Source organism: Streptomyces sp. NPDC039736 (genome assembly GCF_055596485.1).
Map to the genome: position 1 here is coordinate 96,935 of NZ_JBVIUQ010000015.1, position 22,179 is coordinate 119,113.

Consider the following 22,179-nt stretch of genomic DNA (forward strand, 5'->3'; position numbering starts at 1 on the left):
CGAGTGAGGTGGTCAACCCGGGGCCGCCCGCTTGTCCCGGGTCCCGCCGGCCAGGCGCTCGCCGCCCGGCATCCGCTCAGCCCGCTCGCAGGGACACCGCCATCGCTTCCACCGCGAGGAGAGGGGCCACGTTGCGGTCCAAGGCGTTGCGGCAGGCGATGATCGATTCGATGCGGCGCAGTGTGCGCTCGGGGGTGGAGTCGCGGGCGATGCGCTCCAGGGACTCGCGTACGTCCTCATTGGCGAGGGCGACCGAGGAGCCCAGTTGGAGGGCGAGGACGTCGCGGTAGAAGCCGGTGAGGTCGGACAGGGCGAGGTCGAGGCTGTCGCGCTGGGTACGGGTGGAGCGGCGCTTCTGGCGGTCGGCCAACTCCTTCATCGCGCCCGCCGTGCCGCGCGGCATCCGGCCCCCGGCGGCCGCGCCGAGGGCGGCCTTCAGGTCCTCGGTCTCCTTCTCGTCCACGTCCTCCGCGACCTGCTTGGCGTCCTCGCCCGCCGCGTCGACCAGTTCCTGGGCGGCCTTGAGGCAGCCGCCGATGTCGTCCACGCGGAGCGGGAGGCGCAGGACGGTGGCGCGGCGGCTGCGGGCCCGCTCGTCGGTGGCCAGGCGGCGGGCGCGGCCGATGTGCCCCTGGGTGGCGCGGGCCGCGGTCATGGCGGCCTCGGGCTCGATGCCGTCGCGGCGCACCAGGACGTCGGCCACCGCGGCGACGGAGGGCGTGCTGAGGGTGAGGTGGCGGCAGCGGGAGCGGATGGTGGGCAGCACGTCTTCGAGGGAGGGGGCGCAGAGCAGCCACACCGTGCGGGGGGCGGGCTCCTCGACGGCCTTGAGCAGGACGTTGCCCGCGCCCTCGGTGAGACGGTCGGCGTCCTCCAGGACGATGACCTGCCAGCGGCCCACGGCCGGGGAGAGCTGGGCGCGGCGGACCAGGTCGCGGGTCTCCTTCACACCGATGGAGAGCAGGTCGGTACGGACGATCTCGACGTCCGCGTGCGTGCCGATGAGGGTGGTGTGACAGCCGTCGCAGAACCCGCAGCCCGGGTCGGCGCCGAGGGCGCGGTCGGGGCTCGTGCACTGGAGGGCCGCGGCGAAGGCGCGGGCGGCGGTGGAGCGGCCGGAGCCGGGGGGGCCGGTGAACAGCCAGGCGTGCGTCATCTTCGACGCGTCGGCGGCCTTCTCACCGGCGGACTGGGCAGTGACCTGGGCGTCGGCGTCCTTGGCCGCGCCGGCCAACTGCTCCTGGACGCGCTGCTGGCCGACGAGGTCGTCCCATACGGTCATGGCCGCTCCCTGCACTTGCGGGCCCCGGGGTGGGGCCGGTCTCCATTGTGGGGGAGCCCACTGACAATCGAGGACGGAGGGGGCGGGCGGTCGGGGGGGGGCCGGGGGCGGTCGGGGCGTACGGGCACGCCCAGTGCGCAGGCGTACGCGCGCGAACGGGGACCCCGCGCGCGGACCGGGGCGGGCGCGGCACCCGGTGGCGGGGGCATCTCCCCTCCCTGCCCCGTCCCGTGACCCCGCCGGGCGGTCAGCCGCTCCGAGCGGGCCGGTGGGCGGCTGGTCGCGCAGTTCCCCGCACCACTGGCGGCATCCCTTGCCGGGGGCGAGCGATGCGGGCGCGCCATCGCGTGAGCCCGCGGAGCCGCGGTCTGCCGCGATCCTGGCGGCAGCCCTTGCCGGGACGGGCGGTCCGGCCCGTCCCGGCTCCGCCGTCTACCGTCGGCCCCGGCCCCTCGGGCCCTTGTTCCCGTCTTCCTCCGGGGGCCCCCCGAGCAGTTCGTCCGCCAGCGACGGCAGGTCGTCCAGCGGTGTCTCCTCCGCCCAGTCCGAGCGCCGTCGAGGCCGGCGTTCCGCCTCCGTCGGGCCGTCCGGGTCGACCTGCGGCAGCTCCCGCGTACGGTCCACCGCGGGTTCGTCCCGGAAGTACCCCGCAGGCACCCGGTCCGCCGGTCCCGCGTCCCGTACGGGCGGCAGCACCGCCGTCTCGTCCGCCGCCGGGCCCCCCTCCCGCACCGGGGGGATCACCGTGGTCTCGTCCGCCGAACCGTCTGCCGGGGTCCGCGGCAGCGCCGTCGTCCCGTCCGCCGCCGGCGTCTGCGGCAGGACCGTCGTCTCGTCCGCGGAGCCGGGCGCCGGGTCCTTCGTCAGGTCCAGCCGCACGATCGGCGTCGGCACGGTCCTCTCGTTGTCCGACTCCGGCACGCGCTCGGCCGGTCGCGGCGTACGCACCGGGGCCGTCGCCGAAGCCGTGGCCGAAGCCGTCGCCGCCGCAGCGGAAGCCGCCGCGGCAGCGGCCGCGGCCGCCCGCGCCTCCTCCGCCTTCAGCAGCGCCTCCTCCGCCTTGCGCTGCTTCTCCCGGCGGCGTTCCTCCGCCTCGGCGCGCAGCCGCGCCTCCTCCTCGGCCTGCTTGCGCAGACGTTCCTGCTCGGCGGCGCGCGCCTTGGCCTCGGCCTCGCGGCGTGCCCGCTCCTCCTCGGCGAGCCGGCGCGCCTCCTCGGCACGCTGCCTGGCCTCCTCGGCCTGCCGTTCGGCCTCGCGGCGCCGCGCCTCCTCGATCTCGCGGCGCTTGCGCTCCTCCTCCTCGGCGCGCAGCCGGGCGAGCTGTTCCTGCCGCTCGCGCTCGATGCGCTCCTCCTCGGCCTTGCGCGCGGCCTCCTCCTCGGCGCGGCGTCGCGCCTCCTCCTCGGCGGCCTTGCGCGCGGCCTCGGCGGCGGCGATCTCCTGCTCCGACATCGGCAGCATCCGGTCGAGCCGGTGACGTACGACCGTCGTGACCGCCTCGGGCTCCTGGCCCGCGTCGACGACCAGGTAGCGACTGGCGTCAGCAGCCGCGAGCGTCAGGAAGCCGGCCCGCACCCGCGCGTGGAACTCCGGCGGCTCCGACTCCAGCCGGTCCGGCGCCTCGGTGAACCGCTCGCGCGCCGTCTCCGGCGCCACGTCCAGCAGAACCGTCAGGTGCGGTACGAGGCCGTGGGTCGCCCAGCGGGACATGCGGGCGATCTCGGTCGGGGCCAGGTCGCGCCCCGCGCCCTGGTACGCCACCGAGGAGTCGATGTACCGGTCGGTGATCACCACGGCACCGCGCTCCAGCGCCGGCCGCACCACCGAATCCACGTGCTCGGCCCGGTCGGCCGCGTACAGCAGCGCCTCCGCCCGGTTCGACAGGCCGGCGCTCGACACGTCCAGCAGGATCGACCGCAGCCGCTTGCCGATCGGCGTCGCCCCCGGCTCGCGGGTGACGACGACCTCGTGGCCCTTGGCCCTTATCCAGTCGGCCAGCGCCTTCGCCTGTGTCGACTTCCCGGCGCCGTCGCCGCCCTCCAGGGCGATGAAGAACCCGGTCTTCGACGGTGCCTGCCCGGGCTCGCCGCCCCGGATCGCCTCCCGCAGGTCCCGCCGCAGCGGGACCCCCTGCCGGTCGTCCGTCTTCGCGAGCACGAGCGCGGCCACCGGCAGCAGCAAGGCCCCGACCAGCATCAACGTGTACCCGGCCCCGCCGCCCCGGACGAGGACGACGCTTCCGCTCTCCAGCCGGTGCAGCCCGATCGCGGCGGCCAGCAGGGGGCCGGCGAGCATGCCGAGCGCGCCACTGAGCCGTACGACGGCCTGAAGGTGCTCGGTGGTGCGGGCCTGCCGGTAGTCCTCGGTCTCCAGGTCGAGCAGGGTGTGCGCGGTGTTGGCGGCGACCCCGGCGGCGTACCCCGCGAGCAGGGCGAGGAGCAGCACGGTGGTGGTGTCCGGCACCAGCCCCATGGCCAGCAGCGCGACCCCGGCGACGGCGACCGCGAGGGACAGCAGGCGTCGGCGCGAGAACGCCGGGAGGACCTTGGCGGCCGTCCGGATGCCGAGCCCGGTGCCCGCGGCGAGCGCCAGCACCAGCAGCGCGAAGGTCGCGCCCCCGCCGCCGAGGTCCTGCGCGTGCAGGACGGAGACGGCGCCCGCGGCGGCGGTCGCGCAGGTCACGGCACCGCCCGCCAGCACCAGAAGCGGAAGGGCGCCGGTGCGGCCCTTGTCGGGGCCGTTGCCGGTGCTGGGCCTGCGCAGGCCCTCCAGCGGGGAGCGCGGCCGCGGAGTGTGCGCGTCGGGCAGCTCCAGCAGGGCGAGGACGGAGAGGGAGGCCGCGAAGAGGCCCGCCGCGACGTACGAGGCGAGGGCCGCCGGGTGCCCGGTGAACCATTCGATCCCGGTGCCGAGCAGTCGTCCCAGCAGCGTCGCGACGAGGAGCGCGGCCGCGGCGAGGGGGATCGTGGCGAAGTTCGTACGGAGCGTCAGCCTGCGCAGCGCCCCCAGGTGATCCGGAAGCGGACGTACCGCGTCGCCCTCGATGGGCGGGGTGGGCAGCAGGGCGGGGGCGGCGCTTTCGTGCGCCACCGACCAGAGCCGTTCCGCGACGCCGAGGAGGAAGACCGTGACGAGCAGCACCGCCGTCGCCCTGCCCGGCATCCAGCCGGCCCACAGGGGCGCGACGACCAGCAGCGCGAGCCGCAGCCCGTCGGCGGCGAGCATCGCCCAGCGCCGGTCGAGCGGGCCGCCGGGCGCGACGAGCGCGGACACCGGCCCGAGCAGGACGGCGCCGAACAGCAGCGTGGCGAGAAGTCGCGCACCGAAGACCGCGGCGACCACGAAGGCGGCACCGCGGTAGTCACCGCCGAACACCGTCCGGGGGCCTGCGGCCTCCAGCGTCAGCAGGAGAAGGACGAGTAGGGCGAGAGCGTCCCCGACACCGCTGACGAGCTGTGCGCTCCACAGCCGCTTCAGCGGCTGGTGGCGCAGAAGAGCCCGTACGGCTCGCTCGCGTGAGTCTGCGGCTAGTGCGTCGGAGGTGGGGCTCACGACCGTTGGCTGCTCGGCTCGCGTCATCCCGCCAGCCTATCCGGAGTGTCCGGGGGGCATGCGGGGGTCCTCGAACGAATGTGTGCGTGGGTACGCGGGGGGGGCACGCGCGGCCCTTTCGGCGGCGGGCCCCGGGGGCGGAACGGGCGGGCCCCCGGGGGCGGGCAAGGGGCGGCCCGCCCGGCCGGTCCGGGCCCGCCCGTTCCGGTTCCGGCCCCCGTACGCAACTCCTCGGGGCCGCCCCCACTCCGCGAGCGGCAGCCCCGCTCCGCAAGCTCCAGCCCTACTCCGCCGGCGCCGCCGCCACCTTCTTGGCGGGAGCCTTCTTCGCCGGGGCCTTCTTCGCCGCCACGGTCTTCTTCGCCGCGGCCGAAGAGGAAGCCGTCTTCTTCGCCGCCGTCTTCTTGGCGGCGGCCTTCTTCGCCGGGGCCTTCTTCACCGCCTTCTTGGCGACCTTCTTCGCCGGGCCCTTGGCCCGCTTCTCGGCCAGCAGCTCGTACCCGCGCTCGGGAGTGATCTCCTCCACACTGTCGCCGGACCGCAGCGTCGCGTTCGTCTCGCCGTCCGTCACGTACGGCCCGAAACGGCCGTCCTTGACCACGACCGGACGCTCGCTCACCGGGTCGGTGCCCAGCTCCTTGAGCGGCGGCTTGGCGGCCGCCCGCCCGCGCTGCTTGGGCTGGGCGTAGATCGCCAGCGCCTCCTCGACCGTGATCGAGAAGAGCTGGTCCTCGGTCTCCAGCGACCGCGAGTCCGTGCCCTTCTTCAGGTACGGCCCGTACCGGCCGTTCTGCGCGGTGATCTCAACGCCCTCGGCGTCGACCCCGACCACCCGCGGCAACGACATCAGCTTCAGCGCGTCCGCCAGCGTCACCGTGTCCAGCGACATCGACTTGAACAGCGAGGCCGTCCGCGGCTTGACCGCGTTCTTGCCCGTCTTCGGCGTGCCCTCGGGAAGGATCTCCGTCACGTACGGGCCGTAGCGCCCGTCCTTCGCGACGATCTGCCGCCCCGTCTCCGGGTCCGTGCCCAGCTCGAAGTCACCGCTGGGCTTGGCGAGCAGCTCCTCCGCGTACTCCACCGTCAGCTCGTCCGGAGCCATGTCGTCCGGAACGTCCGCGCGCTGATGGCCCTCGGCGTCCTTCTCACCACGCTCGATGTACGGCCCGTACCGGCCGACCCGCAGCACGATCCCGTCCCCGACGGGGAACGACGAGATCTCACGCGCGTCGATCGCGCCGAGATCCGTCACCAGCTCCTTGAGGCCGCCGAGGTGGTCCCCGTCGCCGTTGCCGGCGTCCGAGGCGACGCCCGTGGCCTCGCCCTCGCCGAAGTAGAACCGCTTCAGCCACGGCACGGACTGCGCCTCGCCCCGCGCGATGCGGTCGAGGTCGTCCTCCATCCGGGCGGTGAAGTCGTAGTCGACGAGCCGGCCGAAGTGCTTCTCCAGCAGGTTGACCACGGCGAACGACAGGAACGACGGAACCAGCGCCGTCCCCTTCTTGAAGACGTATCCGCGGTCCAGGATCGTGCCGATGATCGAGGCGTACGTCGAAGGACGTCCGATCTCGCGCTCTTCCAGCTCCTTGACCAGCGAGGCCTCGGTGTAGCGGGCCGGCGGCTTCGTCGCGTGGCCGTCGACCGTGATCTCCTCGGCGGCCAGCGCATCGCCCTCGGCGACCTGCGGCAGCCGGCGCTCGCGGTCGTCCAGCTCTGCGTTCGGGTCGTCGGCGCCTTCGACGTACGCCTTCATGAAGCCGTGGAAGGTGATCGTCTTGCCGGAGGCGGAGAACTCGGCGACCCGGCCGTCGGAGGCGGCGCCCGCGATCCTGACCGTGACCGAGTTGCCGACCGCGTCCTTCATCTGGGAGGCGACGGTCCGCTTCCAGATCAGCTCGTACAGCTTGAACTGGTCGCCGGTCAGACCCGTCTCGGCGGGGGTGCGGAAACGATCACCCGAAGGGCGGATCGCCTCGTGCGCCTCCTGCGCGTTCTTGACCTTCCCGGCGTACGAGCGCGGCTTGTCCGGCAGGTAGGCGGCACCGTAAAGCTGCGTCACCTGGGCGCGGGCGGCGTTGATCGCCGTGTCCGACAGCGTCGTGGAGTCCGTACGCATATAGGTGATGAAGCCGTTCTCGTACAGCTTCTGGGCCACCTGCATGGTCGACTTCGCGCCGAAGCCGAGCTTGCGGGAAGCCTCCTGCTGGAGCGTCGTCGTACGGAACGGGGCGTACGGCGAACGGCGGTACGGCTTGGACTCGACCGAGCGCACCGCGAAGGAGGAGTCGGCGAGGGCGGCGGCCAGCGCGCGGGCGTTCGCCTCGTCCAGGTGCAGGACGTCGCTCTTCAGTTGTCCGGCCGCGTTGAAGTCGCGGCCCTGGGCGACGCGCCGGCCGTCGACCGTCGTCAGGCGGGCGACCAGGGAGGACGGGTCGGAGGCGTCCCCGGCACGTCCGGTGGAGAACGTACCGGTGAGGTCCCAGTACTCGGCAGAACGAAAAGCGATGCGCTCGCGTTCCCGGGCGACGACGAGTCGCGTCGCGACCGACTGGACCCGGCCCGCCGAGAGCTTCGGCATGACCTTCTTCCACAGGACCGGCGAGACCTCGTACCCGTACAGCCGGTCGAGGATGCGGCGCGTCTCCTGGGCGTCGACCATCGGCTTGTTCAGCTCGCGCGGGTTCGACACCGCCTCGCGGATCGCGTCCTTGGTGATCTCGTGGAAGACCATCCGGTGGACCGGGACCTTGGGCTTCAGGACTTCCTGGAGGTGCCACGCGATGGCTTCGCCCTCGCGGTCCTCATCGGTGGCGAGGAAGAGTTCGTCCGACTCGGCCAGCAGCTCCTTGAGCTTCTTGACCTGGGCTTTCTTGTCGGCATTGACGACGTAGATGGGCTGGAAGTCGTGCTCGACGTCCACGCCCAGGCGGCGCACCTCACCGGTGTACTTGTCGGGCACCTCGGCGGCGCCGTTCGGGAGGTCGCGGATGTGCCCGACGCTCGCCTCGACTACGTATCCGGGGCCGAGGTAGCCCTTGATCGTCTTCGCCTTGGCAGGCGACTCGACGATGACGAGTCGGCGGCCGCCCTGTGCGGTCTCGCTGGTCGGGGACAACTTGGCTCTTCTCTCCGGTCGGCACTCAGTGATCACAGTCGTGGTCTCAGGCGCCCGCCGGACGGACCCGTCCGGACGCTTGACGCTGCGGAGTGTGACGGTACATGCCGTCCTCGTGTCAGACGGCAAAAGCCCGAAAGCCCGCAACGGCCACCTGAGAGACGGTAACCCGACAATCGCCATTCCTGCCGCCCGGACCACCCCACCGCCCCCGTACGGACCCTCTTCCCCCTCCCCTCGGCCCCCACAACCCCACTTCCTTCACCCCCGCCCCCAACCCCTCGGGCGACGGACCCGCCCGGCCTTCCCCTCCCCCCGCCCCTTGGGCGACGGGGCCGCCCTTCCCGCTCCCCCGTCCCCTTGGGCGACGGGGCCGCCCCAAGGGGGCGGAACGGGCGGGCAAGGGGGCGGCCCCTCCCGCTCCCGGCCCACCCGGGTGCCGCCCCGCGCAAGCGCCTGTGCCGGGCAAGAGACTCCGCCAGGGCCGTGAGCTCAACCCCCGTACCGGACGCGTCAGCCCCGCCCTGCTCGGGCAGGGAGGCCCCGGACCCGCCCCTCCACCTAAAGCGCTCGCCGCGCGGCTGCCCCCGGTTCACCGCGGATGCGTCGTGGCCGGTCGCGCAGTTCCCCGCGCCCCTGAACGGGGCGCCCCCCCGGCGGGAGACGTGCGGGTTCGTGGGGGTCGCGCGCGCAGTTAGCCCGCGCCCTGGGCGAGGCACTCCGCAGGGACGGCCTACTCCCCAACCCCCCGCGCCGGAAGCAGGAACCCCTCCGCCACCAGCCCCCGGATCGCCTCCGGCGTCCGGTCCCTCAGCACCACCCCGTCCTCCCCCAGCAACCGCGCGATCGCGTCCAGGATCTGCCCCGCGCTCAGCCCCCCGTCCGACACCCCCGCGAACCCCGCCCCCACCGTGTCCACCCGCGTCGCCCGCCGCATCCCCCGGTGCTGACGCAGCACCACGTACTCCGGGTCCTCGGTCCCCGGCGCCCCGATCTGCTCCTGCACGACCTCGTCGGCCAGCACGAAGTGGTCCGCCAGCAGTCCCGCGTCATCCGTCGCCCGCAGGTAGTCCTGAAGCTCGAAGTGCTGCCGCACGACCTCCCCCAGCGGCTGCTCCACCGGATGCGGCCACTCCTCCACCAGCACCGACGGCTCGTCCCGCGCCGCGGCCGACTTCCGCAGCGTGATCCACCCGAAGCCGACCCCCACCGTCCTCCGCGCCTCGAACTCGTCCAGCCACGCCTCGTACCGCGCCGCGTACTCGGCCGGATCGCTGCGGTGATCGCCCCCGTCCCGCAGCCACAACTCCGCGTACTGCGTGACGTCCTGCACCTCGCGCTGCACGATCCACGCATCGCACCCACGCGGCACCCACGAGCGGACCCGGTCCTTCCAGTCCTCCCCCTCGACGTGCTGCCAATTGGCCAGGAACTGCGCGTACCCGCCCTCGTTCAGTCGTTCCCCGGCCTCCTGGACGAGCGTCCGGCACAGGTCGTCGCCGCCCATGCCGCCGTCGCGGTACGTCAGCCGGGCGCCCGGCGAGATGACGAACGGCGGATTCGAGACGATCAGGTCGTACGTCGCCTCCCCCACCGGCTCGAACAGCGAGCCCTCCGCCAACTCGGCCTCCGCCGCCCCCGACAGGGCGAGGGTGAGCCGAGTGAAGTCCAGCGCCCGGGGGTTGAGGTCCGTGGCCGTCACCCGCACCGCGTGCTGCGCGGCGTGCAGCGCCTGGATCCCCGACCCCGTACCGAGATCGAGGGCGGAGCCGACAGGCGTACGCACGGTGATTCCGGCGAGCGTGGTGGACGCCCCGCCGACGCCGAGCACGACGCCCTCTTGCCGGGTCCCGGCACCGCCCGCGCCGCCGACCGCGCGCCCGAGGTCCGAGACGATGAACCAGTCCTGGCCGTCGTCCCCGCCGTACGGCCGCACGTCGACGGTCGCCCGCAGCTCCTCGCCCTCGCGGACCAGCCACCGGTCGGCCACGCACACGTCCACCGGGAGCACCCCGGCCACGCGGGCCGCCGGCACGGACTCCTGGAGCAGGAAGAGCCGCACCAGCGCCGCCAGCGGCTCCTCCCCCCTGGTCGCGCGCAGTGCGGGCACCGTCTCGCCGCGGGCCAGCGCGCTGTAGGCGGGCGCGCCGAGGAGGTCGAGCAGCCCGTCGGCGGTGAAGGCCGCCGCGAGCAGGGCCTCCCGGAGGCGGGCGGCACTCCCGGCGGCAGGCAGGGACTCGGGCAGGGGCGCGGAAAGGCTGGTCTGACTCACCCCGCCATTGTCGCCGCTGCCTCTGACAATCACGGCAGCCCCGCCCCGGGACGGGCTACGACGCGCCCGTCGTCGTCCCCGCGTTCGAGCTCGGGCAGAAGATCTTCGGCGCGGGCAGCTTGTCCGCCTTCCCGAGGTCCGCGCCGATCTTGTCGAGGGCCTTCGGGAACTCCTTCGACTCCGGGTCCAGCGCCTCCGCCTGCTTCTTCAGTTCGTCGTAGGCCTTCGCCCTGGCGTCCAGGTTCTTGATCATTTCCTTGTGGTCGCGCTCACCGTTCTCGACCGGCGGGACCCCGGCGTCCTTGAGCGCCTTGATCCTGTCCCGGGCCGCGTCGCCGTACATCTGGAAGGCCTGGATGTCGACCTTCTTGAGCTCTTCGGGCTTGCCGTCGGCGGCGACGGAGCTGATGAGCTTCTCCGCCTTGGTGGCCTTCTCGACGGCCGCCTTCTCCTTGGGGCAGTACGACGCGGACCAGTCCTTGGCCTTGTCCTCGGCGTCGTCCCCGCAGCCCGAGAGCGTCGCCGTCATCACGAGTACCGCACCGCCGGACAGCGCGGCTGCAAGCTTCTTGTTCACCGGATTGGTCCCTTCCAAGGTTCTCGGCCCCGGAACATACACGCCAAGTGGCCTACTACCGCGTGTCGGGCTTCCCATTCCTCCGGCATTGAAGCCATTTGCACCAAGAACGCGCCGGGCGTGCGCCCCTTTCCGGACTCCGGCGCGGACGAACGGACGGCACGTCACCACGTGCCGCCCGTCCGCTTCCTGACCTGCCGTTATGCGTTCGCCTGCGGCACCGCCCGCGTCGGCACGGAGGGCTCGGCCTGCGGGGGGACCGCCGCCGCGTTGCCTTCGTCACCACCGGCGCCGCCGCCGCCCGTCGCGTCGCCCCCGGCCTCGTCGCCCATCACGATGCCGCGCCGCTTGGACACGTACACCGCACCGACGATCACCCCGAAGGCGATGACCGCGACGACGGCCCGCACCCACGGACTGGCGTCGACGCCGAAGCTGAACTGCACCACGGCGGGTGCGATCAGCAGCGCCACCAGGTTCATCACCTTCAGCAGCGGGTTGATGGCCGGGCCGGCGGTGTCCTTGAACGGGTCGCCGACCGTGTCGCCGATCACCGTCGCGGCGTGCGCCTCGCTGCCCTTGCCGCCGTGGTGCCCGTCCTCGACGAGCTTCTTGGCGTTGTCCCAGGCCCCGCCGGAGTTCGCGAGGAAGACGGCCATCAGCGTGCCCGCGCCGATCGCGCCGGCCAGGTACGAGCCGAGCGCGCCGACGCCGAAGGTGAAGCCGACCGCGATCGGGGCCATGACGGCCAGCAGGCCGGGCGTCGCCAGTTCCCTGAGCGCGTCCTTCGTACAGATGTCGACGACCCGCCCGTACTCCGGTTTCTCCGTGTAGTCCATGATCCCGGGGTGCTCGCGGAACTGCCGCCGCACCTCGAAGACCACCGCTCCCGCCGACCGGGACACCGCGTTGATCGCCAGCCCCGAGAAGAGGAAGACGACCGCGGCGCCGAGCATCAGCCCGACCAGGTTGTTGGGCTGCGAGATGTCCATGGAGAGGTTGACCGGGGTGCCCTGGCCGCCGGTCACGACACCCGCCTTCTTCGCGGCGCCCAGGATGGCGTCCCGGTACGAGCCGAAGAGCGCGGCGGCGGCCAGCACGGCCGTCGCGATGGCGATCCCCTTGGTGATGGCCTTGGTCGTGTTGCCCACGGCGTCCAGGTCGGTGAGCACCTGCGCGCCCGCGCCCGTCACGTCACCGGACATCTCGGCGATGCCCTGCGCGTTGTCGGAGACCGGCCCGAAGGTGTCCATGGCGACGATGACGCCGACGGTGGTGAGCAGCCCGGTCCCGGCCAGGGCGACCGCGAAGAGGGCCAGGATGATCGACGTACCGCCGAGCAGGAACGCTCCGTACACACCGAGTCCGATGAGCAGCGCGGTGTAGACGGCGGACTCCAGCCCGATCGAGATGCCCGCGAGGACCACGGTCGCGGGCCCGGTCAGCGACGACTTGCCGATGTCGCGCACCGGCCGCCGGGTGGTCTCCGTGAAGTACCCGGTGAGCTGCTGGATCAGTGCGGCCAGCACGATGCCGATGGCCACGGCCACCAGCGCCAGCATCCGCGGATCGCCTCCGTGCCCGGCCACGGACGCGTCCGCGCCGGCCAGTTCCCGGTACGACGACGGCAGGTGGAGGAAGACGGCCACGGCGACCAGCACCAGCGAGATCACGGCGGAGACGAAGAAACCGCGGTTGATCGCGGTCATGCCGCTGCGGTCGGCCCGCCTCGGCGCGACGGCGAAGATGCCGATCATGGCGGTGACCACCCCGATCGCGGGGACGATCAGCGGGAACGCGAGCCCCGCGTCGCCGAAGGCCGCCATACCCAGGATCAGCGCGGCGACGAGCGTGACGGCGTACGACTCGAAGAGGTCGGCCGCCATGCCCGCGCAGTCGCCGACGTTGTCGCCCACGTTGTCCGCGATGGTGGCGGCATTGCGCGGATCGTCCTCCGGAATGCCCTGTTCCACCTTGCCGACAAGGTCGGCGCCGACGTCGGCGGCCTTGGTGAAGATGCCGCCGCCGACCCTCATGAACATCGCAATGAGGGCCGCTCCCAGCCCGAAGCCCTCCAGGACCTTGGGGGCGTCGGCGGCGTACACGAGGACGACGACGGCCGCACCGAGCAGACCGAGGCCCACGGTGATCATCCCGACGACGCCGCCGGTGCGAAAAGCAATCTTCATCGCTTTGTGGGAGACGGTTTTGAGATCCTTTTCCGCCTCACCGGGCGCAGGAGTCGCTTCCCGCGCGGCAGCCGCGACGCGCACATTGCTGCGTACAGCCAACCGCATTCCGATGTAACCGGTGGCCGCCGAGAAAACCGCGCCCACGAGGAAGAACAGTGAACGCCCCATCCGCTGCGAGGTGTTGTCCGCCGGAAGCAGCAGCAACAGGAATACCACCACTACCGCGAAGATCCCCAGAGTGCGCAACTGCCGCATCAGATAGGCATTCGCGCCTTCCTGCACCGCGGCGGCGATCTCCTTCATGGATTCGGTGCCCTCGTCGGCCGCCAGCACCTGCCGCACCAGCAGCCGGGCGACGATCAGTGCGGCGATCGCGACGGCCGCGATGACGATCACGATCAGCCGGTTGTCGTCGGTGAGGGAGACCGCGAGGTTCGAGAAGTGATCGGACTGTGGGGAGTTGAAGAGTCCCGCCATTCGTCCTCCTTGACGCGCAGAGCTCAAGATGGACGGATTCTAGGGAGCGGAAGCTGATCTCAACAGACCGCCGTTGAAGGGATCTTTCACCAATCCCGGAGAACGATATTGAAATGCTCCGGAAAAAACGAAAGGCCCTGCTCAGCAGGGCCTTTCGAATATTCAGAAAAGATGTCGCACGCAGAATGCCTTCAGGGCATTACCACCGCGGAAGCGGTGGGCCAGCTCATCCGGATCGAACCGCCGCTTTCCCCGCCGACGACTTCGAGGTCGTCGACGAGTCCACTGATGACGGCGAGGCCCATGTCGTCCTCGGCGTCCGCTTCGAGTTCCGTCCCGCGCGCCCCCGTCCCCGCTGCGCCACGCGCCCCGGGGACCGGATCACCCGGTGCCGGCACCTCGTCGCTGACCTCGATGGAGAAGGTCTTCTCCTCCTCGGTCAGCGCGACCTTCACCGGTGCGGTGATGTTGTTCGTACGGTGCAGGCCCACGGCCCGGGAGCACGCCTCGCCCACCGCGAGCCGGACCTCGTCCAGCACCGCCTCGTCGACCCCGGCCCGACGCGCCACGGCGGCCGCCACGAGGCGGGCCGTCCTGACGTGCTCGGGCTGGGCGCTGAAACGGAGTTCCACGGTGGCCATTGCGCATCCCCCTAGGACGTACGGGCGTGCATCCGCGAGAGGCCGGGCGGTGAGGCCCGGCACCCCGCGTCGTACTGCTCTGAGCTTGTGTTCACGCCGGTGGGCGGCGCGTACTGCCACGCCGGTGAGGGCGTCGCACGCCCACATGGGGCGGGCGTGCTTCCCGGCGGACGGACCAGATGTCAGTCGGCCGCCGCGACGGCCTCGTCGACCGTCGTGTGGATCGGGAACACCTTGGTCAATCCGGTGATCCGGAAGATCTTGAGAATGCGCTCCTGGTTGCAGACCAGGCGCAGCGAGCCCTCGTGGGCACGCACACGCTTCAGTCCGCCCACGAGCACGCCGAGTCCGGTGGAGTCGAGGAAGTCCACGGCCTCCATGTCGACGACCAGGTGGTAACTGCCGTCGTTCACCAACTCGACCAACTGCTCGCGCAGCTTGGGCGCGGTATACACATCAATCTCGCCACCGACCTCGACGACCGTACGGTCGCCGTTGGGGCCGTTCACGTTGCGAGTCGACAGGGACAGGTCCACGGATCCTCCAGCACCTTGCTATCGAGCGGCCGCCCCCCTGAGGTCTCCCCGGCGGAGCCAGAGGACGGAACGCCAGCCGCGAAACGCATTCAATCACTTACCAGCAGGCGAGCACGACGCCTTGGGACCATTGTCCGTCACGCCAGTGACACACTCGGCGGTGATGGCCACGAATTCCCGTCCTGGACGACCTCCCCGGAGCAGGGCCCAGACCCTGTCTCCCGGCGAGGTCCTCGCCCGTCTCTCCGCAGGGGAGAGCCGGGCCGCTCGCGTCACTCATACGGAGCACCTGCCCGCGCGGGAGGGCACCCATGCGGTGTGGCCGGACCGGATCCGCAGCGAGGTGATCGCGGCGATCGAGGCAGCCGGCGTGCGGGACCCCTGGGCCCACCAGGCACAAGCCGCCGAGCACGCCCTGGACGGCGAATCAGTGGTGATCGCCACAGGAACCGCGTCGGGCAAGTCGCTCGCCTACCTCGCCCCGGTCCTCAGCGCCCTGCTCGACGGCTCCGAGGCCCCCAACGGCCGGGGGGCCACCGCCCTCTACCTGGCGCCCACCAAGGCCCTGGCCGCCGACCAGCGCCGCGCGGTGAAGTCCCTGGCGGCCCCGCTGGGCAACGCGGTCCGCCCGGCGGTCTACGACGGGGACACCCCGGTCGAGGAACGCGAGTGGGTGCGCCAGTACGCCAACCTGGTCCTCACCAACCCCGACATGCTGCACCGGGGCATCCTCCCGTCCCACCCCCGCTGGTCCTCCTTCCTCAAGGCCCTGCGCTACGTCGTCATCGACGAGTGCCACACCTACCGGGGCGTCTTCGGCTCCCACGTCGCCCAGGTCGTACGACGTCTGCGCCGCCTCTGCGAGCGGTACGGCGCCGACCCGGTCTTCCTCCTCGCCTCGGCCACCTCCGCCGAACCGGCGATCGCCGCGAGCCGCCTGACCGGGCTGCCCGTCCGCGAGGTCGCCGACGACGCCTCACCCCGCGGCGAACTGGTCTTCGCCCTGTGGGAGCCTCCCCTCACCGAGTTCCACGGCGAGAACAACGCCCCTGTCCGGCGCACCGCCACCGCCGAGACCGCCGACCTCCTCACCGACCTGGTTCTCCACAACACCCGCACAGTCGCCTTCGTGCGCTCCCGTCGCGGGGCGGAGCTGATCTCCCTGATCGCCAAGGAGCGCCTCGCCGACCGCTCCGACCGCTTCCTGCCCCGCCGGGTGGCCGCCTACCGGGGCGGATATCTCCCCGAGGAACGCCGGGCCCTCGAAGCGGCCCTGCACTCCGGCGAACTCCTCGGCCTGGCCGCCACCACGGCCCTCGAACTCGGCATCGACGTATCCGGCCTGGACGCCGTCCTCATCGCCGGATACCCCGGCACCCGCGCCTCCCTCTGGCAGCAGGCCGGCCGCGCGGGCCGTTCCGGCGGCGGGGCCCTGGCGATCCTGATCGCCCGCGACGACCCCCTGGACACCTATCTGGCGCACCATCCCGAGGCCCTCTTCGACCAGCCGGTCGAGTCCACGGTCCTCGACCCCGACAACCCGTACGTCCTGGCTCCCCACCTGTGCGCGGCCGCCGCCGAACTTCCCCTCACCTCCTCCGATCTCACCCTCTTCGGCCCCGCCGCCGAACCGCTCCTGCCGTCCCTCGAGGCGGCGAACCTGCTGCGCCGTCGGGGCACGTCCTGGTACTGGACCCGTCGCGAGCGGGCCGCCGACCTGGCCGACATCCGCGGCGGCGGGGGGAACCCCGTCCAGATCGTCGAGGAGTCCACCGGCCGCCTGCTCGGCACGGTCGACGCCGAAGCGGCCCACACCTCCGTCCACGAGGGCGCGGTCCACCTCCACCAGGGCCGCAGCTACCTCGTGCGCCGCCTCGACCTCGAAGACTCCGCCGCCCTCGTCGAGGAGGCCGCCCCGCCCTACTCCACGACCGCCCGCGACACGACCGCCATCTCCATCCTCTCCACCGACGAGTCCGTCCCCTGGGGCGCCGCCCGCCTCCACTTCGGCTCCGTCGAGGTCACCAACCAGGTGGTCTCCTTCCTCCGTCGCAAACTGATCACCGGCGAGGTCCTGGGCGAGACCAAACTCGACCTCCCGCCCCGCACGCTGCGCACCCGTGCCGTCTGGTGGACCCTCACCGAGGACGACCTCGACACTGCCGGCCTCACCCCGGAGATCCTCCCGGGCGCCCTGCACGCCGCCGAGCACGCCGCCATCGGCCTCCTTCCGCTCTTCGCCACCTGCGACCGCTGGGACATCGGCGGCGTCTCCATCCCCCTCCACCCGGACACCCTGCTGCCCACGGTCTTCGTGTACGACGGCCACCCGGGCGGAGCGGGCTTCGCCGAGCGCGGCTTCCACACGGCCCGTGCCTGGCTCACCGCCACCCGCGAGGCCATCGCCTCCTGCGAGTGCGACGCGGGCTGTCCCTCCTGCGTCCAGTCCCCGAAATGCGGCAACGGCAACGAACCCCTCCACAAACGCGGCGCCCTCCGCCTCCTCACCACCCTCCTGAACGCGGCCCCCGCTTAGCCGCCCGGCCCACCGCCCACCCCGCTCGTCCGGGCCCGCAGGACCCGCCCGTGCCCTCACCACCGCCTCGTACGGCCCCGCCCCCGCCGCCACCGAGACGTCCGCGACCTCGCCCCGCATCGCACACCGCACCACCCGCGCCCCCTGCGCCCGGGCCACCTCGGCCGCCCTCCCGCACGCCGCCCGCTCGCCCCGCGTCCACTCCGTCGCCGCCGCCAGCGCCACCAGGTCCGCTCCGGCCCCGGCCCGGTGCCGGGCCAGCACCGCCTGCCCCACGGCCAGCACCCCCGCGCACACCACCCCGAGCAGCGCCACCACGCCCAGCACCCACACCGTCGCCGATCCGCGATCCGCCTCCCGCCCACGCCACGGCCGCCTCATGTCCGGGCCTCCACCGTCTCCTCCGCCAACGCCACCGCCTCGGCCCGCAGCGTCAGGCCCAGCGCCCCGGGTCCCGGTGCGGCGGCCTCCACCACCACCCGCACCAGATCGCCCTCCCGCCGGAACCCGACCCTCGCCCCGTCCGGCGCCGCCTGCCGGACCGCGGCCTCCGAGGCGGCCCGCGGTTCCTGCCGGGCCGCCGCCCGCGCCCCGGCCCGGGCGGCGTCCACGCACTGGATCTGCGCGCAGGCCGCCAGCAGCGCCCACACCAGCGCCATCCCGAAAAGCACCAGCACCGGCAGCGCCAACGCCGCCTCGGCGGTCACATATCCCCGGTCCGCGCCCCGACGCCCCTCAGAACTGCACATCGAGGGCCCTCTGCACCGCCGCCTGCAACGCCCCCGAGACCGCCCCGCTGGTGACGACCTTGTAGAGCACCGCCGCGAAGGCACACGCGGCGATCGTCCCGACCGCGTACTCCGAGGTGCTCATCCCCGCGTCGCCGCCCGGACTCCGCAGCCGCCGCCGCACCCGGACCAGCCCCCACGCCGCCCGCACCCGCATCGTCTTCCACATCTCAACCTCCCGAAGTCACACACCACTTGAGTTGCTCGAAGTCCCTTACGTCACACACCGCCCAGCAGCCCCTCCGCCAGTCCGATCACCACCGGAACCACTCCCACCACCAGGAAGGCGGGCAGGAAGCAGATCGACAGCGGTGCGACGATCAGCACGGCCGCCCTGTTCGCCCCGGCCTCCGCCCTGCGGGCCCGTTCCGCACGGAGCCCGTCCGCGACCCGGGCCACCGGTGCTGCGGCCGGAGCCCCGCTGAGGCCGGACCGCGCCAGGCACCTGGCCAGTCCGGCGGCGCCCGGTATCGCCCCCAGCCGCCCCCACGCCTGGGCCGGCTCACCCCCGAGACGCAGCTCCGCCGCCGCGTGCGCCAACCGCTCCCCGACCGGCCCGCCGAGCGACTCCCCGACCGCCCTGGCCGCCTCCCCCGGCCCCGCCCCCGCCGCCACGCAGGCCGCCATCAGGTCGGCCGCGAGAGGCAGTTGCCGTACCGCCGCCGCGTCCTCCGCCGCCGCTGCCCCCTTCGTCTGCCGCCCCCGCAGCCACTTGCGCACCCCGGCCCCGGCCATCGCCCCGACGAGGCATCCCCACACCCCGCCCACCAGCACCCAGCCGGCCACCACTGCCGCCGCCGGCCCGCCCCAGCCCCGTGCCCACGCCGTTGCGGCCCCGAGGTCCCCGCGCCGCCGTCCCGCCAGCGCCGCCTCGACCGCCAGCAGCGTCACGAGTCGCCGTCTGGCCTCCCGCTCCCGGCGCCTGCCCGTCACCGCGAAGGCCAGGCACCCCACGGCCGCCGCAGCGGACACCACCGCCCCCAGCCTGTGGACGACGTCCCCGTTCACGCGCCCTCCCCCTCTCCGCTCCGTACGATCCGGCGGGCCCACAGCAGACCCGCCGCCTCCAACAACCCGCCGACCGCCAGGCAGCCGAGCCCCAGCGGCGTGTGCAGCAGCACCCGCAGCGGGTCCGCGCCCATCGCGCTCCCGATCAGCACGCCCACCACCGGCAGCAGCGCCAGCAGTCCGACCGTCGACCAGGCCCCGGACAGCCGGGCCCGCAACAGCTCCCGCCGGTCCCGCTCGGCCCGCAGCGCCGCCTCCAGCCGGTCGAGCCCGGCGGCGAGCCCCGCCCCGCTGCCCACCGCCACCTGCCAGCACACGGCCACCCCGACCAGCCCCTCGGCGCCCGGCTCCCGCGCGGCCCGGTGCAACGCGGTGGGCACATCTCCCCCGAACCGCGCCGCCGCCAGCACCTCGGCCTCCGTCTCCCCCAGGCCTCCGGTGTCCGCCGCCGCGACGAACAGGGCCCGCCCCGGCTGGCTCCCGGCCCGCAACTCCCCGGTCACCGCCCCGCACAGCGCGATCACCCGCTCCTCGCGCCGCTCCCGCTCCCGGCCCGACTCCCGCTCCCGCAGCCGCCGGCCGACCACCGGCACGGCCACCGCCCCGAGCGCCAGCGGAACCACCGACTCCCCCAGCACCGCGACGACACCCGCCGCGGGCACGCACCACCACTCCGGCCGTCCCCGGGCCCGTACCGCCTCCCACAACCGCTCCCACGGCGCGGGCCGCGCCTCCTGCGCCGCGCCCCCGGCCACCACGAGCCGGGCCCTGCGCAACCCGTGCTCCCAGCCGACCAGCAGCCAGGCCGCCAGCCCGGCGCACACCATCGCCGCGTACGCGGCCGGCCCCAACGGGTTCACCAGGCACCCCCGATCAGCTCGCGCAGCCGGGGCCAGCCCCGTTCCCGTACGAACCCGTCCGGACCCCACCGCAGCGCGGGCACGGTCACCACGAGCCCGGCGGCGTCCCGTTCCAGGACGTGCACCTCGGCGAGCCGGCGTCGGCCCTCGCGGTCCCGTACGAGATGCAGCAGCACCGACAACGCGGCCGACACCTGGCTGTGCAACGCGGCCCGGTCGAGCCCGGCGGCCGTCCCCAACGCCTCCAGCCGAGCCGGAACATGGGCCGCCGCATTCGCGTGGAGGGTGCCCGCACCGCCTTCGTGCCCGGTGTTCAGGGCGGCCAGCAAGTCCGTCACCTCGGCCCCGCGCACCTCCCCGACGACCAGCCGGTCGGGCCTCATCCGCAGCGCCTGGCGCACCAGGTCCCGCAGGGTGACCCGGCCGGCCCCCTCCTGATTCGGCGGGCGGGACTCCAGCCGCACCACATGCGGGTGGTCGGGCCGCAACTCGGCCGAGTCCTCGGCCAGGACGATCCGCTCCTGTCTGCCCACCAGCCCGAGCAGAGCCGACAGCAGAGTCGTCTTGCCCGCCCCCGTACCCCCACTGATCAGGTACGACAGCCTGGCCTCGACCAGCGCCCGGAGCAGGACGTCACCGCCGGGCGGAACCGTCCCCGCCGTCACCAGCTCCTCCGGCCGGAAGGCCTTCGGCCGCACCACCCGCAGCGACAGACAGGTCCCGCCCACGGCCACCGGCGGCAGCACGGCGTGCATCCGCGTCCCGTCCGGCAGCCGCGCGTCCACCCAGGGCCTGGCGTCGTCCAGCCGCCTCCCGGCGACGGACGCGAGCCGCTGCGCCAACCTGCGCACCGCGGCTGCGTCCTCGAAGGTCACGTCGGCCAGTTCCAGCCCCGCCCCACGGTCCACCCACACCCGGTCCGGCGCGGACACCAGCACATCACTCACCGAGGGGTCGGCGAGCAGCGGCTCCAACGGCCCCGCGCCCACCAACTCGTTCCGCAACTCGGCCGCCGCCCCCAGCACTTCGGCATCCCCCAGCAGCCGCCCCTGGGCCCGCAGCGCGGCGGCCACCCTGGCGGGCGTCGGCTCGGCCCCGGACTCCGCGAGCCGCCGGCGCACGGCGTTCAGCAGTACGGTCGCGCTCATCCGGACGCACCCCCCACGAGTGCCCGCTCCCAGAAGGCCGTGCAGAACCTGGCCAGCGGCCCGCGCGGACTGCCGCCCGGCGGCTCCCCGCCCGCGAGCGCGTCCCAGAGCCCCGGCTCGGCCGGGAGCTCGCCCACCAGCGGCAGGTCCAGGGCCTTCGCCACCCACTCCTCGTCGAGCCCGGCCGTATAGGGCCCGCGCACGACGGTCCGCAGGTCGCCCAGCACCATCGAGGCCGAGGCGGCGACCCGGCGGGCGGCGGCGACCGCCCGCAGCTCGCCGGGCACCACGAGCAGCCCCAGATCCAACTGCGCCAGCGCCTCGGCGACGCTCTCGTCCACCCGGCGCGGCAGGTCCACGACCACCACACCACCGGCGCGCCGTGCGGCGGCCAGCACCGCCCGCATCGCCTCGGGCGGGATCGCCACGGTGTCGCTGCGGTCCCAGCTGAGCACCCGGAGGTCGTGCAGCCTCGGCAGCGACTCCTCCAGGGCGGCGCTCGCCACCCGGCCCCGGGAGGCGGCGAAATCCGGCCAGCGCATGCCCTGGGCACTCTCTCCGCCGAGCAGGACGTCCAGGCCGCCGCCGAGCGGGTCGCCGTCGACGAGCATCGTGCGGCGGCCGGTGCGCGCCGCCGTGACGGCCAGGGCGCAGGCCAGGGTGGAAGCACCGGCTCCGCCTCGCCCGCCCATCACCCCGACGGTGAGCGCCGGTCCGCCGACGCCCTCCGCCGCGTCGGCGAGCTGGTTCACGAGCCAGTTCTCAGCATCGGGCAGCCGCAGCACGTAGTCCGCGCCGATCTCGACGGCCCGCCGCCAGACGTCCGGGTCGTCCTGGTCGTGGCCGACGAGCATGACGCCCCGTCTGCGCACCGCGCCGCGCACCCGCGGGGCCGCGTCGTCGCCGACGAGCACGATCGGAGCGGCTTCCCAGCTCCCCTGCCGTTCCGGCAGGCCGTGATGGACTTCCGGTTCCGCGCCGGCCGCGGCGCACAATCTCAGCAGATCGTCGAGGAGTTCCACGTCCTCGGTGACGATCAGCGGTCCGCCCCGCCCCTCTTCGGCGGCCGACAAGCGGTCGGGTGTGATCGGTCCAGCCACGATCTCCGCCCCCTCTCACTGCGCTCTCAAGCGATTCCGACATCCGCGAAGTTCGCGGTGGGGAATCACCGTGCAGCGATCCGGGAAATCAAGTG

At 73.4% G+C, this 22,179-nt stretch carries 15 protein-coding genes and 1 pseudogene; 1 reads left to right on the plus strand and 15 read right to left on the minus strand.

Annotated elements, in window-relative coordinates; translation table 11 throughout:
* Positions 1–76 precede the first annotated feature (76 nt).
* The 8 genes from ACZ56L_RS33075 to ACZ56L_RS33110 form a co-directional block, all read right to left on the minus strand.
* Complete coding sequence (locus tag ACZ56L_RS33075; protein ID WP_345220289.1) at positions 77–1,282, minus strand: DNA polymerase III subunit delta'; 1,206 nt, start codon at positions 1,280–1,282, stop codon at positions 77–79.
* 432 nt (positions 1,283–1,714) lie between these two features.
* A complete protein-coding gene (gene tmk, locus ACZ56L_RS33080) occupies positions 1,715–4,861 on the minus strand; it encodes a dTMP kinase (RefSeq protein ID WP_471068440.1) in 3,147 nt (1,048 codons plus the stop codon).
* A gap of 256 nt (positions 4,862–5,117) precedes the next feature.
* Positions 5,118–7,949: a type I DNA topoisomerase gene (gene topA / locus ACZ56L_RS33085; protein WP_401765510.1), complete on the minus strand. Its 2,832-nt coding sequence runs from the start codon at positions 7,947–7,949 to the stop codon at positions 5,118–5,120.
* Between the two features lie 733 nt (positions 7,950–8,682).
* Positions 8,683–10,221 (minus strand): DUF7059 domain-containing protein, encoded by a 1,539-nt coding sequence (locus tag ACZ56L_RS33090; protein ID WP_471068444.1) that lies wholly within the window; start codon positions 10,219–10,221, stop codon positions 8,683–8,685.
* Positions 10,222–10,276: 55 nt separating this feature from the next.
* Positions 10,277–10,798, minus strand: coding sequence for a small secreted protein (locus ACZ56L_RS33095; protein WP_345220299.1), 522 nt, complete (start codon positions 10,796–10,798; stop codon positions 10,277–10,279).
* Between the two features lie 200 nt (positions 10,799–10,998).
* A complete protein-coding gene (locus tag ACZ56L_RS33100) occupies positions 10,999–13,467 on the minus strand; it encodes a sodium-translocating pyrophosphatase (RefSeq protein WP_471068446.1) in 2,469 nt (822 codons plus the stop codon).
* A gap of 191 nt (positions 13,468–13,658) precedes the next feature.
* Entirely contained in the window at positions 13,659–14,108 is a 450-nt protein-coding gene (locus tag ACZ56L_RS33105) for an ATP-binding protein (RefSeq protein ID WP_401765518.1), read from the minus strand.
* 182 nt (positions 14,109–14,290) lie between these two features.
* Positions 14,291–14,644: an STAS domain-containing protein gene (locus tag ACZ56L_RS33110; RefSeq protein WP_189826890.1), complete on the minus strand. Its 354-nt coding sequence runs from the start codon at positions 14,642–14,644 to the stop codon at positions 14,291–14,293.
* 163 nt (positions 14,645–14,807) lie between these two features.
* Here ACZ56L_RS33110 and ACZ56L_RS33115 point away from each other — a divergent pair, with 163 nt between their 5' ends.
* The gene (locus ACZ56L_RS33115; protein ID WP_345220307.1) at positions 14,808–17,180 is read left to right on the plus strand and encodes a DEAD/DEAH box helicase; all 2,373 of its coding nucleotides are present in this window, start codon (positions 14,808–14,810) and stop codon (positions 17,178–17,180) included.
* Between the two features lie 99 nt (positions 17,181–17,279).
* Here the strand turns inward: ACZ56L_RS33115 and ACZ56L_RS33120 are convergent.
* The 7 genes and pseudogenes from ACZ56L_RS33120 to ssd form a co-directional block, all read right to left on the minus strand.
* Positions 17,280–17,561: pseudogene (locus ACZ56L_RS33120) on the minus strand (Rv3654c family TadE-like protein); the annotation flags it as partial.
* The gene (locus tag ACZ56L_RS33125) at positions 17,558–17,887 is read right to left on the minus strand and encodes a TadE family type IV pilus minor pilin (RefSeq protein WP_401765523.1); all 330 of its coding nucleotides are present in this window, start codon (positions 17,885–17,887) and stop codon (positions 17,558–17,560) included. The pseudogene ACZ56L_RS33120 and the gene ACZ56L_RS33125, both read right to left, overlap by 4 nt.
* A gap of 28 nt (positions 17,888–17,915) precedes the next feature.
* On the minus strand, positions 17,916–18,137 hold the full coding sequence (locus tag ACZ56L_RS33130; RefSeq protein WP_345220311.1) for a DUF4244 domain-containing protein: 222 nt from the start codon (positions 18,135–18,137) through the stop codon (positions 17,916–17,918).
* A 50-nt stretch (positions 18,138–18,187) separates the two neighbouring features.
* The gene (locus tag ACZ56L_RS33135) at positions 18,188–18,976 is read right to left on the minus strand and encodes a type II secretion system F family protein (RefSeq protein WP_471068454.1); all 789 of its coding nucleotides are present in this window, start codon (positions 18,974–18,976) and stop codon (positions 18,188–18,190) included.
* Positions 18,973–19,827, minus strand: coding sequence for a type II secretion system F family protein (locus ACZ56L_RS33140; protein WP_471068511.1), 855 nt, complete (start codon positions 19,825–19,827; stop codon positions 18,973–18,975). The genes ACZ56L_RS33135 and ACZ56L_RS33140 overlap by 4 nt, the downstream gene beginning before the upstream one ends.
* A 5-nt stretch (positions 19,828–19,832) precedes the next feature.
* On the minus strand, positions 19,833–20,984 hold the full coding sequence (locus ACZ56L_RS33145; protein ID WP_471068457.1) for a TadA family conjugal transfer-associated ATPase: 1,152 nt from the start codon (positions 20,982–20,984) through the stop codon (positions 19,833–19,835).
* Positions 20,981–22,084, minus strand: a complete 1,104-nt coding sequence (gene ssd / locus ACZ56L_RS33150) for a septum site-determining protein Ssd (protein WP_345220319.1) — start codon at positions 22,082–22,084, stop codon at positions 20,981–20,983. Before ssd ends, ACZ56L_RS33145 begins: the two co-directional genes overlap by 4 nt.
* Positions 22,085–22,179 lie beyond the last annotated feature (95 nt).